The organism is Pseudonocardia hydrocarbonoxydans (assembly GCF_006539565.1).
Taxonomy (GTDB): domain Bacteria; phylum Actinomycetota; class Actinomycetes; order Mycobacteriales; family Pseudonocardiaceae; genus Pseudonocardia; species Pseudonocardia hydrocarbonoxydans.
In genome coordinates, this window is record NZ_BJNG01000017.1 from 130,534 (window position 1) to 146,525 (window position 15,992).

The window sequence follows — 15,992 nt, forward strand, 5'->3', positions numbered from 1 at the left end:
CCCCGTGTCGTCACCACCCGCCCCGTGGCCGCACCCGCCGGTCGCCGTACTCGGGGCGGGGCCGGTCGGGCAGACCACCGCGCTGCTGCTGGCCCGGTGGGGCGTGCCCGCCGTCGTGCTCGACCTGCGCCCCGCGCGCGACGCCGTCGGATCCCGGGCGATCTGCCAGCAGCGCGACGTGCTCGACGTCTGGGAGTCCGTCGGCGCCGGTCGCCGGATCGCCGACGAGGGCCTCACCTGGACCACCGCGCGCACCTTCCACCGCGACGACGAGCTGTTCAGCCACACCTTCACCGAGCCGGGCGCCCCGGCGTTCCCGCCGTTCGTCAACCTCTCGCAGAGCCGCACCGAGCAGATCCTCGACGAGGTGATCGCCGCGCAGCCGCTGGTCGACGTGCGCTGGGACCACCGCGTGGTGCACGTCGGGCAGGACGGGGGCGGCGTGACGGTCCGCTGCGCGACGGCGTCGGGGGAGGTGGTGCTGCGCGCGCCGTTCCTGGTGGTCTGCGGCGGCGCGCGCAGCGAGGACGTCCGCTCCCGGCTCGGGGTGCGCTTCGAGGGCCGCGGCTTCGACGACCGGTTCCTGATCTGCGACATCCGCGCCGACCTGCCCGGGTGGGCCGCCGAGCGGCGGTTCCACTTCGACCCCACCTGGCTCGATACGACCAGCTCGGCCGGCCGCCAGGTCCTCATCCACCCGTGCCCGGACTCGACGTTCCGGATCGACTGGCAGGTGCCCGCCTCGTTCGACCTCGACGCCGAGGCCGCGTCGGGCGCGTTGGACGAACGGATCCGGCGGATCGTCGGCGACACCGCCTACGAGATCGTCTGGATGTCGGTGTACCGCTTCCAGTCCCGCTGCGCCGACCGGATGCGGCGCGGGCGCGTCCTGATCGCGGGCGACGCCGCGCACCTGTTCTCCCCGTTCGGGGCCCGCGGGCTCAACTCCGGGGTCGCCGACGCCGAGAACGCCGCCTGGAAGATCGCCTGGGTCGGGCGCGGCTGGGCGCCGGAGCGCCTGCTGGAGAGCTACCACGACGAGCGGCACGCCGCGGCCGGGGAGAACCTCGCGGTCACCACCGCGACGATGGACTTCCTGGTCCCGCAGGACGAGCGGGCGGCCCGGCACCGCGCCGCCGTACTGGCCGCCGCGGCCGTCGACCCGGCGGCCCGGGCCCGGGTCGACTCCGGGCGCCTGGCCGAGCCGTTCTGGTACGTCGACTCGCCCCTGACCACGCCCGACCCCACCCGGCCCTTCCGCGGTCGCCCGCCCCGCGGGCAGGTCCACCCGGCCGGGCCGGGGGTCCTGCTGCCCGACGCCCCCGTGACCGTCCCCGGGGGCGGGCCGGTACGGATCCGGGAGCTGGCCCGCGACGGGTTCCTGCTGCTCACCGCGGGTGACGCGGAGCCCGCCCGGCGGGCCGCCGCGGCCGTCGCGGGCCCGGCGCGGGTGCTGGCGCTGCCCGAGGTCGACCCCGGCGGCACGCTGACCGCGGCCCTGGCCGCCCGGCCGGGGGAGGTCTGGGTGGTGCGGCCCGACGCGCACGTCGCCGCGGTGCTGCCCCGCCCGTCCACCGCACAGATCGTCGCGGCGCTGCACCGGGCCGTCGCGCACCCGGAGGAGGTCCACGATGGCGCACTACCGGCGAGCCGGTGACGTCCCGCCCAAGCGGCACACCCAGCACCGCGCCCCCGGCGGCGGGCTCTACCGCGAGGAGCTGATGGGGGAGGAGGGCTTCTCGGCGGACTCGTCGCTGCTCTACCACCGCGGCATCCCCTCGGCGGTCCGCGACGCGACCGTCTGGGACGTCGGCGACCTGTCCACCACGCCGAACCACCCGCTGCTGCCGCGCCACCTGCGGCTGCACGACCTGTCCGCCGGGCAGGACCGGAAGACCGCCGACGCCGTCACCGGCCGGCGGCTGGTGCTGGGCAACGCCGACGTCCGGCTGTCCTACGTCGTGGCGGGGGAGCCGAGCCCGCTCTACCGCAACGCCCTGGGAGACGAGTGCGTGTACGTCGAGTCCGGCACCGCGGTCGTCGAGACCGTCTTCGGCTCCCTCGACGCGCGCCAGGGCGACTACGTGGTCCTGCCGCGCGCCACCACCCACCGTTGGGTCCCGACCGGCGGGGAGCCGCTGCGGCTCTACGCGATCGAGGCGAACTCGCACATCGCCCCGCCGAGGCGCTACCTCTCGCGCTACGGCCAGCTACTCGAGCACGCCCCGTACTGCGAGCGCGACCTGCACGGGCCGGGGGAGCCGCTGCTGGTGGAGGGCACCGACGTCGAGGTGCTGGTGAAGCACCGCGACGGCACCGGGATCGCCGGCACCCGCTACGTCGTGCCCGAGCACCCGTTCGACGTCGTCGGCTGGGACGGCTGCCTCTACCCCTACACCTTCAACATCGCCGACTTCGAGCCGATCACCGGGCGGGTGCACCAGCCGCCGCCCGCGCACCAGGTGTTCGAGGGCGCCAACTTCGTGGTCTGCAACTTCGTGCCCCGCAAGGTCGACTACCACCCGCTGGCGATCCCGGTGCCCTACTACCACGCCAACGTCGACTCCGACGAGGTGATGTTCTACTGCGGCGGCGACTACGAGGCGCGCCGGGGCTCGGGCATCGGGCCGGGCTCGGTCAGCCTGCACCCCGGCGGGCACTCCCACGGCCCGCAGCCCGGGGCGGCCGAACGGTCGATCGGCGCCGAGTTCTTCGACGAGCTCGCCGTCATGGTCGACACCTTCCGACCCCTCGGGCTCGGCGCCGCGGGCCGCGAGGTCGACGACGGGGTGTACGCGTGGAGCTGGTCGCGGCGCTGACCGCCGCGGGCGTGGCACGATCTCCCGCGTGACCGGCCGACCCTCCGAGGCGGAGCGCCTGCGCGACCTGGCCCGGCTGCGCCGCGTGCGCGACCGGATCGACCGGGAGTACGCCCGCCCGCTCGACGTCGAGGCGCTCGCCCGCGGCGTGCACATGTCCGCCGGGCACCTGAGCCGGCAGTTCCGGCTGGCCTACGGCGAGTCGCCCTACAGCTACCTGATGACCCGGCGCATCGAGCGCGCGATGGCGCTGCTGCGCCGCGGCGACCTCAGTGTCACCGAGGTCTGCTTCGCCGTCGGCTGCTCCTCGCTGGGCACGTTCAGCACGCGGTTCACCGAGCTGGTCGGGGTGCCGCCCAGTGTCTACCGGCGCGAGCACGCCGACGCGGCGCAGGGCATGCCGCCGTGCGTGGCCAGGCAGGTGACCCGACCGGTCAGGAATCGAGAAGCACCGGCCCGAGAGCCGCACCTAGCGTGACCGTCATGGACCTCAGCATCTACCACTGCTTCCTCCCCCACGACGACCACGAGGCGTCGCTCGCCTTCTACCGCGACACCCTCGGCTTCGAGCTGCGCAACGACGTCGAGTACGGCGGCCTGCACTGGCTCACGGTCGGCCCCGTCGGCCAGCCCGGGACCTCGATCGTGCTGCACCCGCCCGCCGCCGACCCCGGCGTCACCGACGACGAGCGCCGGGTGATCTCCGAGATGATGGCCAAGGGCACCTACGCGAGCATCAACCTCGCCACGAAGGACCTCGACGGCACGTTCGAGCGGCTGCAGGCCGGCGACGCCGACGTCGTCCAGGAGCCGACCGACCAGCCGTGGGGCGTGCGCGACTGCGCGCTGCGCGACCCGGCGGGCAACATGATCCGCATCTTCGAGGTGCGATGACCGGTACGGACGGAGACCCGATGAGCGCCCACGTCGCCGACAGCCACGACCTGATCCGGGTGCAGGGCGCCCGGGAGAACAACCTCAAGGACGTGCACGTCGAGCTGCCCAAACGCCGCCTGACCGTGTTCACCGGCGTCTCCGGCTCCGGCAAGAGCTCGCTGGTGTTCTCCACGATCGCCGCGGAGTCCCAGCGGATGATCAACGAGACCTACAGCGCGTTCGTGCAGGGCTTCATGCCGACGCTGGCCCGCCCCGAGGTCGACGTGCTCGACGGGCTCACCACCGCGATCATCGTCGACCAGGAGCGCCTCGGCGCCAACCCGCGCTCCACCGTCGGCACCGTCACCGACGCCAACGCCATGCTGCGCATCCTGTTCAGCCGGCTCGGGCAGCCCTACGTCGGCTCGCCGCAGGCGTTCTCCTTCAACGTCGCCTCGATCAGCGGGGCGGGCGCGGTGACGTTCGAGAAGGGCGGGCAGAAGCTCAAGGAGCGCCGCGAGTTCAGCATCACCGGCGGCATGTGCCCGCGCTGCGAGGGCCGCGGCTCGGTCAACGACATCGACCTGACCCAGCTCTACGACGCGACGAAGTCGCTCAACGACGGCGCGCTGACGATCCCCGGCTACAGCATGGAGGGCTGGTACGGGCGCATCTACCGCGGCTGCGGCTACTTCGACCCGGACAAGCCGGTCGGGCGGTTCACGAAGCGCGAGCTGCACGACCTGCTGTACAAGGAGCCGACCAAGATCAAGATCGAGGGCATCAACCTCACCTACACCGGGGTGGTCCCGCAGATCCAGAAGTCCTACCTGTCCAAGGACGTCGACTCGCTGCAGCCGCACATCCGCGCCTTCGTCGAGCGCGTCGCCACGTTCACCACCTGCCCCGACTGCGACGGCACCCGCCTCGCCGAGCACGCCCGGTCCTCGCGGATCGGCGGGGTCAACATCGCCGACGCCTGCGCCATGCAGATCACCGACCTCGCCGCCTGGGTGCGCGACCTCGACGAGCCGTCGGTGGCACCGCTGCTCGGGTCGCTGCGCCACACGCTGGACTCGTTCGTCGACATCGGGCTGGGCTACCTGTCGCTGGACCGGCCCTCGGGCACGCTGTCCGGCGGCGAGGCGCAGCGCACCAAGATGATCCGGCACCTGGGCTCCTCGCTCACCGACGTCACCTACGTCTTCGACGAGCCGACGATCGGCCTGCACCCGCACGACATCGCCCGGATGAACGACCTGCTGCTCCGGCTGCGCGACAAGGGCAACACCGTGCTCGTCGTCGAGCACAAGCCGGAGGCGATCGCGATCGCCGACCACGTCGTCGACCTCGGCCCGGGTGCGGGTACCGACGGCGGCGAGGTCGTGTTCGAGGGCACCGTCGACGGGCTGCGCGCCGCCGGCACCCTGACCGGGCGCCACCTCGACGACCGCGCGCGGCTCAAGACCGCGGTGCGCACGCCGTCGGGGGCGCTGCAGGTGCGCGGCGCCGCCACCCACAACCTGCGCGACGTCGACGTCGACATCCCACTCGGCGTGCTGGTGGTCGTCACCGGGGTGGCGGGGTCGGGCAAGAGCTCGCTGATCCAGGGCTCGGTGGCCGGGCGCGACGGCGTGGTCGCGGTCGACCAGGGCGCCATCCGCGGCTCGCGCCGCAGCAACCCGGCCACCTACACCGGGCTGCTCGAGCCGGTCCGCAAGGCGTTCGCGAAGGCCAACGGCGTGAAGCCCGCGCTGTTCAGCGCCAACTCCGAGGGCGCCTGCCCCACCTGCAACGGGGCCGGTGTCGTCTACACCGACCTCGGGATGATGGCCGGGGTGTCCACCACCTGCGAGCAGTGCGGCGGCAAGCGGTTCGACGCCTCGGTGCTGGACTACCACCTCGGTGGCCGCGACATCAGCGAGGTGCTCGCGATGCCGGTGGCGGAGGCGGAGCAGTTCTTCGGCTCCGGCGACGCCCGCACCCCGGCCGCCCACAAGATCCTGCAGCGCCTCGCCGACGTCGGGCTCGGGTACCTCACCCTGGGCCAGCCGCTGACGACGCTGTCCGGCGGCGAGCGCCAGCGGCTCAAGCTGGCCACGCACATGGGGGAGAAGGGTGAGGTCCTCGTCCTCGACGAGCCGACCTCCGGCCTGCACCTGGCCGACGTGGAGAACCTGCTCGGCCTGCTCGACCGCCTGGTCGACGCCGGCCGTTCGGTGATCGTCATCGAGCACCACCAGGCGGTCATGGCGCACGCCGACTGGATCGTCGACCTGGGCCCGGGCGCGGGCCACGACGGCGGCCGGGTCGTGTTCGAGGGCACCCCGGCGGAGCTGGTCGCCGCGCGGTCCACGCTCACCGGGGAGCACCTGGCGGCCTACGTCGGCTGAGGCCGCCTTCCTTGCCGCGGCGGCGGGCACTACGTTCGGCGGCAGCCGTCCCCCGGAGGAGCCCGTGACCCCGCCCCTCGCCGACCTCGTCGCGGCCACCGGCCGGGCACTGGCCGATCCCGACCGCGGCCTGCTGGTGTTCCGGGCCGACGGCCGCGCCACGACCGGGGTGGCGAGCACCGTCACGGTGGGCCGGCACACCGTCACCGCCGACGAGCCCCCGTCGCTGGGCGGTGCGGACGCCGCCCCCAGCCCGGTGCACGCCGCATTGGCCGCGCTGCTGTCGTGCCAGGTCGTGACCTACCGGGTGTGGGCGGCGAAGCTCGGGATCGCCCTCGACGAGGTGCACCTCGCCGTCGAGGGCGATCTCGACGTCCGCGGCTTCCTCGGGTTCGACGACGCCGTCCGGCCCGGGCCGGGGGCCATCCGCGTCGCGGTCCGGCTGACCGGCCCGGAGCCTGCGGAGACCTACGCCCGCCTGCAGGCCGTGGTCGACGAGCACTGCCCCGTGCTGGACCTGTTCACCCGTCCGACCCCGGTGACCACCACGCTCACGACGGGCTGAGCCTGCTCAGGCGGGCGGGCGCCACGGCCGCGGCGGCAGCACCGGCAGCCCCGAGGGCGCGCACTGCCCGCCGCGCTCGCCGGCGAACCGGAAGATCGCCCAGCCGATCCCGGCGGCGAGCAGCGACCCCGTCAGGATCCCGATCTTCGCCTCGTTCACCAGCAGCGGGTCGTCCAGCGCCAGGTCGGTGACGAACAGCGCCACGGTGAAGCCGATCCCGGCCAGCCCGGCGCCGCCGAGGAGCTGCCCCCAGCGCAGCGTGTCGGGTACCCGCCCGATGCCGGTGCGCAGGGCCACCCAGGTGCCCGCGCTGACGCCGACGACCTTGCCGACCGTCAGCCCGACGATGATGCCCCAGGTCAGCGGCGAGGTCGCGGCGGCGGCGAGGGTGGCGCCGTCGAGCGGCACCCCGGCGTTGGCCAGCACGAACAGCGGCACGATGACGTAGCTGCTCCACGGCTGGATACGCAGCTGCAGGCGCTCGTTGGGCGACACCGCCTCGGTGACCGCCGCCTGCGTGGCCAGCGCCCGCTGTGCGCTGGGGTCGACCAGGAAGCTGCGGCCGAGCACCGCGACCTGGTCGATGTCGTCGCGGCGCGGCGCGTAGGCGTTGACCAGCAGGCCCAGCGCCACCCCCACGACGCTGGGGTGCACACCCGACTCCAGCACGGCCAGCCACATCACCAGCCCGATCACGACGTAGAGGGGGGTGCGCCAGAACTGGGCGTAGCGCAGCGCGAGCAGGGCCAGGAACAGCGCCCCGGCCAGCAGCAGCGGGGTGACCTGCACGTCGTCGGTGTAGAAGAACGCGATCGCGGCGACCGCGCCGATGTCGTCGACGATGGCCAGGGCCAGCAGGAACACCCGCAGCTGGTCGGGGCAGCGGGGCCCGACCAGCGCCAGCACCCCGACGACGACGGCGGTGTCGGTGGAGATCGCGATGCCCCAGGCCCCGGACGCGGGCCCGCCCGCGTTGAAGGCGAGGAACAGCAGCGCCGGCACGACCAGCCCGCCGACCGCCGCCAGGGCGGGCGCCGCGATCGCCCGGGCACCGCGCAGCTCGCCCAGCACCGCCTCGCGCGACATCTCCAGCCCGACGCTGAAGAAGAACAGCACCATCAGCCCGTCGTTGACCCAGTGCCGCAGGTCCTCGGTGAGCTCGGTGTCGCCGATCCGCAGCGAGAACTCGGTGTGCCAGAACTCCTCGTAGCCCCGGCCCAGGTTGACCCACAGCAGGGCCACGACGGCCGCGCCCAGGAGCAGCACCGCCGAGCCCGACTCCGTGCGCAGGAACGCCTTGGCGGCGCGGCTGAGTTCGCCCCGCTCGGCTAGTGTCGCGGTCGTCACGGGCTCGATCATTCCCTAGGAGGCCGACGATCAGCAGCGCGCCACTGGACCCGCCGGTCGGGCCCTACGACCATCTCAAGGGCGTGCTCGGCGCGGAGCTGACGCTCGTCGAGTACGGCGACTTCGAGTGCCCCTACTGCCGGGCCGCGGTACCGGTGGTCCACGAGGTGCTGGACCGGCTGGGATCGCGGCTGGTGTTCGCGTTCCGGCACTTCCCGCTCGCCGAGCTGCACCCCTTCGCGCTCCCGGCCGCCCTCGCGTCCGAGGCGGCGGCGCTGACCGGGCAGTTCTGGCCGATGTACCGCCTCCTGATGTCCGGCGACGAGCCCGCGCTGACCCAGGCCGACCTGCGCCGCTACGCCGAGCAGATCGGCGTGCCGCCGGACTCGGTGGTCTGGCCGGCCACCCAGCGGGTGGAGGACCGGGTCGAGGCCGACTTCAACTCCGGGGTCCGCAGCGGGGTGCGCGGCACGCCCGCGCTGTTCGTCAACGGGGTGATGTACCGCGGCCCGCGCACCGTCGACGACCTGGTGGCCGCGCTCGAGGCGGAGCCCGCCGGCTAGTTCGTCACGCGAAGTGCGCAACGCATCGCGCCCCGGGGCCGATACACCGGTGCGGGGCCGTGACACGTGCCCCGCACGGGGCGACGGGAGACGGTGTGGTGTGCGGTTCGAGGTGGGTGTGGTGAGCGGTCCGGGGCAGGTGCGGCCCCCGTCGCGGGCGGTGATCGAGGCGGTGCAGGCCTCGTGCGCGGCGGTGGCGCAACGGCCGGTCCGGCTCGCGGAGGTGTTCTACGCGAACCTGTTCGAGATGGACCCGCAGCTGCGCGGGATGTTCGCCGCGGACATGACCGACCAGATGCAGACCATGACCGACGTCCTGCTCGGCGCGATCGCGCAGATCGCGACGCGCGACACCGCGGAGCTGGAGGTCACCCTGCAGGCGCTCGGGGCCGCGCACCGCACCCGCTACGGCGTGCAGAACCGGCACTACCTCTACATCGGCCACGCGCTGACCCGGGCCGTGCGCGAGGTGGCGGGCCCGGCGTACTCGGGTGCGCTGAGCTCGTCGTGGATCGCGCTCTACCAGTGGGTCGCCACCCACATGGTCGCCGGCGCCGACGCGCTCGACGCCCCGGTGCCCGCCGCCGCGGCGGAGGTCCCCGTCCCGGAGGTCCCCGTGCCGGTCGCGGTGCCGCGGCCCCGCGAGCAGGTCTCGCCGGTGCCGGCCGGTGGCGAGGGCTGAGCCGGCCCGTCCTACCCGGCCGGCGTCCCGTCGGCCGTGCAGGCGACGATCTCGATCCGGTCCGCCAGTGCCGCCACGGCGTCGGCGCTGCCGGTGCCCAGGCCGCGGCGCACGACGTTGAGCGCCCCGCAGGCGGCGCCGACGCGCAGCGCGTCGACGGGGGAGTCGCCGCGGGCGAGCCCGGCCACCATGCCCGCGGTCATCGAGTCGCCCGCGCCCTTGGGCTCCGCGGGCTCCAGCGGCGGCATGTGCACCGCCACGACGTCGTCGTCGACCAGCGCCAGAGCCGGGTCGGCCGCGCGCGACACCACGACGGTGCCCGCGCCGTCGGCGCGCAGCGCCCGCATCGCGGCCGCCAGGCCGGCGGCCTCCGCGGAGTCGGCCCGCCCGTCGTCGAGGAGCTCCTCGTGGCTGACCTTCACCAGCGCCGGGCGCCCGCGCAGCGCGGCCGTGAGCCGGTCACCGGAGAGGTCGACGGCCACCAGGGTCCCGTTGGCCTGCAGGTCGGCGGCGAGTCGGCCGTACAGCTCGGCCGGGACGACGCGGTCGTCGTGCGGGCCCGACAGCAGCGCGGTCCCGTGCTCGAGCCCGGCGGTCAGCGTCAGCTCGTAGAGCGCGTCGTGCTCGTGGCGGTCCAGCGGACCGCCGGGGGCCTGGGCCACGACGGTGCGGTCGCCGTCGCGCCGGTCGTGCACGTAGCCGCCGTTGCGCGCACCCAGCCGGACCGCGCGCAGCTCCAGCCCGTCGCCGGGGATCAGGTGCTCCAGCACGTCGCCGGACTCCCCGCCGAGCCCGGCACACAGCACCACCCGCACGCCCAGCGAGGTGAGCATCCGGGCCTGCCAGATCCCCTGGCCGCCGGGGTGCACGTGGATGTCGGGCTCCCCGGCCAGGTCCTCGATGGTGACGGTGAGCAGCGGGGACGGCGCGAGTACGACGACGGTGACGGCCACGCGGCGGGATACCCGCCCGGTCCGTCGCGCATGCCGGCCGACCGGTCTTGCCGTGGGGGGCCCGGACCGGCAGAGTTCGCCGTGGCGGTCGAGCAGGTGCTGTCACCGTCCGACCTGTCCGGGGGGACCGCTCATGACCTTCGACCGGCCCGACGGCGCCCGCCGGCACCGTCTCGAGTCGCTGCTGCACGTCGACGTCGACGGGGCCGGTCCCGGTGTGCGGGTGGTCCGGCCCGACGGCGACGTCGACCTGGAGACCGCCCCGATGCTGCGCGCCGCGCTCGCCGCCGCCACCGTCGGCCGGGGGGTGCGCCTGGTGGTCGTCGACCTCGACGGCGTCGGCTTCTTCGGCGCGTCGGGCATCCAGATCCTGCTCGACGCCCGCGGCACCGCCGGGCGGCGGGGCGCCGGCCTGGTGCTGGCCGGCGGCCCGCCCGCGGTGCTGCGCGTCCTGGAGCTGGTCGAGGTCCTGCACACCGACCTGGCGCACGCCCCGACCGTCCGGGACGCGGTGGCCGCCGGGATCAGCGGGTGACGGTCTCCGCGACCCGGGGCACCAGCTGCTCGAGTGCGTAGTCCAGGCTCAGGACGGTGCCCCAGCTGAACGCGCCGGACACCACCGGGTCCTCAATCCACAGCACCCGCCCGGCCTGCACCACCGGCAGCGTCGGGTAGACCGGCGAGGCCTCGACGACGGCCCGCTGCTCGGGGTCGAACCCGACGTTCCAGACCAGCAGGTCGCGGGAGAGCTCGCCCATCAGCTCGTCGGAGACGACGATCTCGCCGAACTCGTCGGGCGTCACCCCGCCGATCTCGGTCGGCGTCTCGAAGCCCAGGTCGGCGAAGAACCGGGCGCGCACGTCGTTGCCCGACCGCACGACCGACCGGCCCGGTTCGAACCGCTCGCCCACCACGACCTGCTGACCGGCGAACCCGGGGTTCGCCGCGGCGGCGTCGGCGAAGCGCTGCTCCAGGCGGTCGACCAGCGCGAGTGCCTCGTCCTCGCGGCCCAGCGCCTCGCCGGTGGCGCGGGTGGCCTCCTGCCAGGTGATGGTGAAGTCCAGGAACTCCCGGTCGGGGACGACGGTGGGCGCGATCGCGGAGAGCTGCCGGTACTGCTCCTCGGTGGTGCCGTTGTAGAGCGAGAGGATCAGGTCGGGCGCCAGCGAGGCGATCTCCTCCAGCGGTGGCTCGGCCTCGTTGCGCACCCCGCCCGCCAGCACGGTGGGCCGGGCGTCGCCGAGCTCGTCCCGGGCCCAGGGCCAGGTGGCCGACTCGTAGTCGCCGTACCAGGGGTAGACCGCCACCGGCGCGACGCCGAGGGCGAGCAGCGGGTCCTGGTCGGACAGACCCAGGGTGAGCACCCGGACCGGTTCGCGCGGGATCTCGGTGGTCCCGTAGGCGTGCTCGACGGTCACCGGGAACGGCCCGCCGGCCGCCGGTTCCGGCGCGGCGGCGGTGTCCGGTGCGGCGCACGCCGTACCGACCACCGCGGCGGCGAGGACGGCGAGCAGCGACCGGGGGACGAGGTAGTGCATGCGCACCTCCGTTGAGGACAGCCTGTCCTCACCGATCCTAGGTGGCGCGGGTCTCCGTGGGAACGCCTCGACCTGTCCCCGGAGCGCGGTCGGGGTAGGGTCCGCCCGTAGATCGTTTTCTGAAAGCTATTCGCCGAATCACGAATGGGAGGCCGTATGACGTCGTCCGAGCCGGCCAGCCGGAATCCGGACAAGGGTTACGTCGCCGTTCTGGGATGGAGCCTCAACGCCGTCGAGGCGCTCGACCGGTTCGACCGCCGCTATGTGGTGGTGGCCCCGGACTGGGCGCAGGAGTACTGCACCGAACACGACATCCCCTACATCCCGTGGAACTTCGAGCGGCTCAACGACCGCTCCATGGAGATCGCCGAGACCCTGCAGCAGGCGGGCGTCGACGTCGCGATCCCGCTCTACGAGGAGACCGTCGAGTGGGCGGGCGCGATCAACGCGGTCCTGATGGGCAACCCGCGGTTGTTCGGCCAGGCCATGCTGCTGCGGGACAAGGCCCTGATGAAGCGCCGCGCCCAGCTCGGCGGCATCCGGGTGGGGATCTTCGAGGAGGCGCACGACAAGGCCGACGTGATCCGCTTCCTCAAGCGGGTCAACCAGACGCTGCTCAAGCTCGACGGTGACCCGAACGACCCGATCCACCTCAAGGCGTTCGACAAGGCGGGCTGCCTCGGGCACCGCGTCATCCGCACGCCCGACGAGGTCGACACCATTCCCGAGGAGGAGTTCCCGGTCCTCATGGAATCCCATCTGGACGGATGGGAGTTCGCGGTGGAGGCCTGGATCTACAACGGGAAGATCCAGTTCCTGAACATCTCCGAGTACGTCCGGCTCGGCTATTCGGTGTTCGTCCCGGCCACCCCCGAACTGGAGCGGTACCGGGAGCGGATCACGCGCGAGATCGAGAAGCTCATCAAGGCCTTCGAGATCGACTTCGGGTTCATCCACCCCGAGTACTTCGTCACCAGCGACGGCGAGATGTACTTCGGCGAGGTCGCCTACCGGCCGCCGGGCTTCAAGGTCTTCGAGCTGCTGGAGCGCGCCTACGGCTTCAACGCCTACCAGGCGCTGGTGCTGGCGTTCGACCCGAAGACCACCGAGGAGGAGATCGCGGCGTTCTTCCCCAAGGAGGTCGTCGACGCCCGCGGTTACGCTGGCTGCTTCGGGGTGTACCCGCGGCGCCGGGTCGTCAGCGAGCTGGCGATGCCGCAGGAGACCGAGGAGCACGAGTACTTCGAGTCCCACGAGCTCACCGCACCGCTGGAGGAGACCGTCACCAAGCGCACCGCCTTCGGCACGCACTGGGGCCTGGTCTACTTCTTCGGGGACGACCCCTACCAGTTGCGCGATCTGCTCGCGAGGCAGGAAGAACTTGACTTCTACGTCTGACGCCGGGGTGCTGGCCAAGCGGCTGGCCTCGCTCGACGACGCCGTCGCGGCCATGGCGGCCACCCGCGACTTCGGCAAGCACCTCAAGCTGCGGCAGGTCCTCGACGCACTGCGGCGGGTCCTGCTGCAGCCGGGGGGCTGCGCCGAGGTGCAGTCCCGCGCCGCCGCGCTGGAGGAGGCCGGGCTGTTCCGGGGCACCGACTGGGACTCCCCGGAGATCCTCGTCCCCGCGCTGTGCGGGGCCTCGCTGCACAGCACCGAGCCCGACACGGTGCTGCTGGAGGCGGCGAGCGAGCTGCGGTTGCTCGCCGTCGCCTGCGGGGGGTACGCGCACCCGTCGATCTCCGCGACCGACGCGCACGAGTTCCTCTCGCAGGTGCTGGCGCGCAACATCGAGCTGCTGTTCACCCCGCCCAGCGAGGCCGAGCGGTCCACCCAGGGCCGCACCGCGCAGCTGATCCGCGACCTGTTCCGGCACCTCGGGGAGACCGTCGGCTACGAGAGCATCCTCGACCACCTCGTCGAGGAGATCTGGCGGATCCTGCGCCAGCGGCCGATCCAGGTCGACCAGGTGCGCGACATGATCACCCAGATCGCGGTCTACCGCAGCGACCCCGACGTCGACCTGGGCGCCACCGGGCAGGGCCTGGACCGGCTGATCACCAGCCTGTTCGGCACCACCGACGCGTGCCGGGAGGACCCGGGCACCCGGGTCTACCGGTCGCGCCTGGAGGCGATGGACGCGGCCGGCCTGCAGTACGAGGCCACCGGGTTCGCCCGCGCGATGCACGACACCGGGCTGGTGTCGCCCTACCACGCGGAGCTGCTGCGCTTCCTGCTCGAGGAGGGCGACTACCTGCTCGCCGAGGCGCTGGGCCTGTCCGGCACCGGCCGCGACTGCATGCTGCGCTTCCACAAGCTGGTCCACCGCATGATCGACGTCGCGGTGCACCCGGAGACCGCGCAGTGCGTCTACGGGCTGGCGCTGCTGCTCGACCGCGGGATCCTCTACCAGCCCGCCGTCGAGCCCGCGCTGTGGCGCCAGATCGGCCTGGTCCTCTCGCCGTACACGCAGGAGCGGCTGACGCTGGCCTTCGGCCCGTCCCCGGCCCCCGGTGCCCGGTTGCTGTCGGGGGTGTTGTCGATGCTCGGGCTGCCGCTCGGGGTCGGCCAGGGCGACAACCCCACCTGCCAGTCGGCCCGGGCGCTGTCGATGTGGGCCTACAACGACCCGGACTACCTGCTGCAGGTCCTGGTCTGGGCCGCCCGCGACGACGAGCTGATCATGCACTTCGAGGGACAGCCGATCTCGTCGCGGGAGAGCACGGGCGGCGTCGCCACGACCCTGCCCGCCGATCTCGACCCGGTCTCGCTGATCGTGGTACCGCACCTGGACCGCATCTACGCCGAGATGGGCCGGCGCTGCGCCGACCGCCCCGGCGACCCCCACCGCTGGGTCAACCCCGAGTTCCACGGCTGGTGGTCCGGTCGCGGGTTCCGCATCAACGTCGACGTCGAGACCGGCAAGCTGATCGACGTCGACGAGTTCCTGCGGCACTTCTACGCCAGCTACCACCCGGCCTACAACGGCGACCAGCCGCTGATCCACCCGCAGCCGGCGGGCGTCGCGGTCACCGACAGCGCGGCGCGCTACGTCGGCTGGCACGCCATCACGATCCTGCGCGTGCACCCCGACCCGCACGACGTGATGCGGGTCTACTTCTTCAACCCCAACAACGACAGCGGCCAGGACTGGGGCGACGGGGTGGTGGTCGGCACCGCGGGCAACGGGGAGCGGTTCGGCGAGGGCTCGCTGCCGTTCGAGCAGTTCGCGTCGCGGCTCTACATCTACCACTACGACCCCTTCGAGCGGGGCGACGCCGAGCGCGTCCCGGCCGCGGACCTGGCCCGGGTCGTCGGGTACGTCGAGCGCAGCTGGGGGGCCGACCGGCTGCCCGCGGGTACGTTGCAGGCGGCACCCGAACGGTGACACCAGGTGTGAACCCGCGGCGTACGGGTACGCGATGGGCATGAGCACCGACACCGCCGACGGGCGGACGACCCCCACCCGGCATGCGACGGACCCGGAAGACCTGTCGACCGGCGAGCTGGTGACCCGGTTGTCGGCCCAGGTGACCGAGCTGGTGCGCGGCGAGCTGGAGCTGGCCCGCACCGAGCTGGCCGAGAAGGGCAAGCGGGCGGGCGCCGGCGCCGGGCTGGCCGGTGCGGGCGGCGCCGTCGCCCTCTACGGCCTCGGCGCGCTCGTCGCCGCGGCCGTCGCCGGGCTCTCGCTGGTCCTGGACGTGTGGCTGGCGGCACTCGTCGTCGCCGTCGTGCTGTTCGTGGTGGCCGGGGTGCTGGCGCTGGCCGGGCGCGCGCAGATCCGGCGGGCCGTGCCCCCGGTGCCGGAGCGCGCCGTCGACTCGGTCGGGCGCGACGTGGACACCGTGAAGTCGGCGGTGCGGCGATGACCGGCACGCACCGCACCCCCGACCCCCGCACCCCCGACCCCGGCACCCCCGATCCGGTGTCCGCCGCCCCGGTCGACCCGGACCGGCCGGTCGTCGACGCACGGTCGTCGCAGGAGCGGCGTGCCGCGGTCGAGGAGCTGCGCGCCGACCTCGGCGAGACCGTCTCCGAGCTGGCGCACCGCGTCGACGTCCCCGCCCGGGTGCAGGCCCGCCGCGAGGAGCTGACCGCGCAGGCGCGCGACGGCGTCGACCGGGCCCGGTCCGCGGTCGACCGCAACGCTCCGCAGGTCGTGCGCGAGCGCCCCGGCGCCGTCGCCGCGGCGGCGGTCGCCGCGGTGCTCGCGGTCGTCGTGGTCTCCCGGGTGCGCGCGCGCCGCGCCTGACCCC

General features: G+C 73.6%; 16 protein-coding genes. 13 read left to right on the top strand and 3 right to left on the bottom strand.

All coding sequences use genetic code 11. The annotated features are described in order from the left end of the window. The first annotated feature begins 4 nt into the window (after window positions 1-4). The 6 genes from PHY01_RS11855 (at window position 5) to PHY01_RS11880 (ending at window position 6,653) form a co-directional block, all read left to right on the top strand. Window positions 5-1,657, top strand: coding sequence for an FAD-dependent monooxygenase (locus PHY01_RS11855; protein ID WP_141278641.1), 1,653 nt, complete (start codon window positions 5-7; stop codon window positions 1,655-1,657). Next, complete coding sequence (locus PHY01_RS11860) at window positions 1,632-2,819, top strand: homogentisate 1,2-dioxygenase (protein WP_141278642.1); 1,188 nt, start codon at window positions 1,632-1,634, stop codon at window positions 2,817-2,819. Before PHY01_RS11855 ends, PHY01_RS11860 begins: the two co-directional genes overlap by 26 nt. A gap of 28 nt (window positions 2,820-2,847) precedes the next feature. Continuing rightward, the gene (locus tag PHY01_RS11865; RefSeq protein ID WP_141278643.1) at window positions 2,848-3,297 is read left to right on the top strand and encodes a helix-turn-helix transcriptional regulator; all 450 of its coding nucleotides are present in this window, start codon (window positions 2,848-2,850) and stop codon (window positions 3,295-3,297) included. A gap of 5 nt (window positions 3,298-3,302) precedes the next feature. Next, window positions 3,303-3,713: a VOC family protein gene (locus PHY01_RS11870; RefSeq protein WP_218030118.1), complete on the top strand. Its 411-nt coding sequence runs from the start codon at window positions 3,303-3,305 to the stop codon at window positions 3,711-3,713. Between the two features lie 20 nt (window positions 3,714-3,733). Continuing rightward, window positions 3,734-6,088 (top strand): ATP-binding cassette domain-containing protein, encoded by a 2,355-nt coding sequence (locus tag PHY01_RS11875; protein WP_246085854.1) that lies wholly within the window; start codon window positions 3,734-3,736, stop codon window positions 6,086-6,088. A 64-nt stretch (window positions 6,089-6,152) separates the two neighbouring features. Further along, the gene (locus PHY01_RS11880; protein ID WP_141278646.1) at window positions 6,153-6,653 is read left to right on the top strand and encodes an OsmC family protein; all 501 of its coding nucleotides are present in this window, start codon (window positions 6,153-6,155) and stop codon (window positions 6,651-6,653) included. Between the two features lie 6 nt (window positions 6,654-6,659). On the opposite strand, the gene nhaA is transcribed toward PHY01_RS11880, so the two are convergent. Further along, complete coding sequence (gene nhaA / locus PHY01_RS11885; protein WP_174824107.1) at window positions 6,660-8,000, bottom strand: Na+/H+ antiporter NhaA; 1,341 nt, start codon at window positions 7,998-8,000, stop codon at window positions 6,660-6,662. Here nhaA and PHY01_RS11890 point away from each other — a divergent pair. Together PHY01_RS11890 and PHY01_RS11895 are read left to right on the top strand one after the other, a co-directional pair. Beyond that, complete coding sequence (locus PHY01_RS11890; protein ID WP_141278648.1) at window positions 7,985-8,563, top strand: DsbA family protein; 579 nt, start codon at window positions 7,985-7,987, stop codon at window positions 8,561-8,563. The two genes, nhaA and PHY01_RS11890, sit on opposite strands and share 16 nt — an antisense overlap. Window positions 8,564-8,684: 121 nt before the next feature. Continuing rightward, window positions 8,685-9,245, top strand: coding sequence for a globin domain-containing protein (locus PHY01_RS11895; RefSeq protein WP_170183773.1), 561 nt, complete (start codon window positions 8,685-8,687; stop codon window positions 9,243-9,245). Between the two features lie 11 nt (window positions 9,246-9,256). Here PHY01_RS11895 and PHY01_RS11900 read toward each other — a convergent pair whose 3' ends face one another. Continuing rightward, window positions 9,257-10,198 (bottom strand): 1-phosphofructokinase family hexose kinase, encoded by a 942-nt coding sequence (locus PHY01_RS11900; protein ID WP_141278650.1) that lies wholly within the window; start codon window positions 10,196-10,198, stop codon window positions 9,257-9,259. Between the two features lie 133 nt (window positions 10,199-10,331). Here PHY01_RS11900 and PHY01_RS11905 point away from each other — a divergent pair, with 133 nt between their 5' ends. Then, on the top strand, window positions 10,332-10,733 hold the full coding sequence (locus PHY01_RS11905) for an STAS domain-containing protein (protein WP_170183774.1): 402 nt from the start codon (window positions 10,332-10,334) through the stop codon (window positions 10,731-10,733). On the opposite strand, the gene PHY01_RS11910 is transcribed toward PHY01_RS11905, so the two are convergent. Beyond that, the gene (locus tag PHY01_RS11910) at window positions 10,723-11,736 is read right to left on the bottom strand and encodes an ABC transporter substrate-binding protein (protein WP_141278652.1); all 1,014 of its coding nucleotides are present in this window, start codon (window positions 11,734-11,736) and stop codon (window positions 10,723-10,725) included. The genes PHY01_RS11905 and PHY01_RS11910 overlap by 11 nt on opposite strands. 156 nt (window positions 11,737-11,892) lie before the next feature. On the opposite strand from PHY01_RS11910, the gene PHY01_RS11915 reads away from it, so the two are divergent. From PHY01_RS11915 to PHY01_RS11930, 4 genes are read left to right on the top strand one after another with little or no spacing between them, the layout of a single operon-like run. After that, window positions 11,893-13,134 (top strand): ATP-grasp domain-containing protein, encoded by a 1,242-nt coding sequence (locus PHY01_RS11915; RefSeq protein WP_141278653.1) that lies wholly within the window; start codon window positions 11,893-11,895, stop codon window positions 13,132-13,134. Next, window positions 13,118-15,124 carry a hypothetical protein gene (locus PHY01_RS11920; protein ID WP_141278654.1) on the top strand — a complete coding sequence of 669 codons (2,007 nt, stop codon included), beginning with the start codon at window positions 13,118-13,120 and terminating at the stop codon, window positions 15,122-15,124. The genes PHY01_RS11915 and PHY01_RS11920 overlap by 17 nt, the downstream gene beginning before the upstream one ends. Before the next feature lie 40 nt (window positions 15,125-15,164). Then, window positions 15,165-15,605 carry a phage holin family protein gene (locus PHY01_RS11925; protein ID WP_141278655.1) on the top strand — a complete coding sequence of 147 codons (441 nt, stop codon included), beginning with the start codon at window positions 15,165-15,167 and terminating at the stop codon, window positions 15,603-15,605. Beyond that, the gene (locus PHY01_RS11930) at window positions 15,602-15,988 is read left to right on the top strand and encodes a DUF3618 domain-containing protein (RefSeq protein WP_141278656.1); all 387 of its coding nucleotides are present in this window, start codon (window positions 15,602-15,604) and stop codon (window positions 15,986-15,988) included. Before PHY01_RS11925 ends, PHY01_RS11930 begins: the two co-directional genes overlap by 4 nt. Window positions 15,989-15,992: the final 4 nt, after the last annotated feature.

Coding starts and splice junctions, on each gene's coding strand:
- PHY01_RS11860 (WP_141278642.1), top strand. CDS start 1,632: ATGGCGCACTACCGGCGAGCCGGTGACGTCCCGCCCAAGCGGCACACC.
- PHY01_RS11870 (WP_218030118.1), top strand. CDS start 3,303: ATGGACCTCAGCATCTACCACTGCTTCCTCCCCCACGACGACCACGAG.
- PHY01_RS11875 (WP_246085854.1), top strand. CDS start 3,734: ATGAGCGCCCACGTCGCCGACAGCCACGACCTGATCCGGGTGCAGGGC.
- PHY01_RS11905 (WP_170183774.1), top strand. CDS start 10,332: ATGACCTTCGACCGGCCCGACGGCGCCCGCCGGCACCGTCTCGAGTCG.
- PHY01_RS11910 (WP_141278652.1), bottom strand. CDS start 11,736: ATGCACTACCTCGTCCCCCGGTCGCTGCTCGCCGTCCTCGCCGCCGCG.
- PHY01_RS11915 (WP_141278653.1), top strand. CDS start 11,893: ATGACGTCGTCCGAGCCGGCCAGCCGGAATCCGGACAAGGGTTACGTC.
- PHY01_RS11925 (WP_141278655.1), top strand. CDS start 15,165: ATGAGCACCGACACCGCCGACGGGCGGACGACCCCCACCCGGCATGCG.
- PHY01_RS11930 (WP_141278656.1), top strand. CDS start 15,602: ATGACCGGCACGCACCGCACCCCCGACCCCCGCACCCCCGACCCCGGC.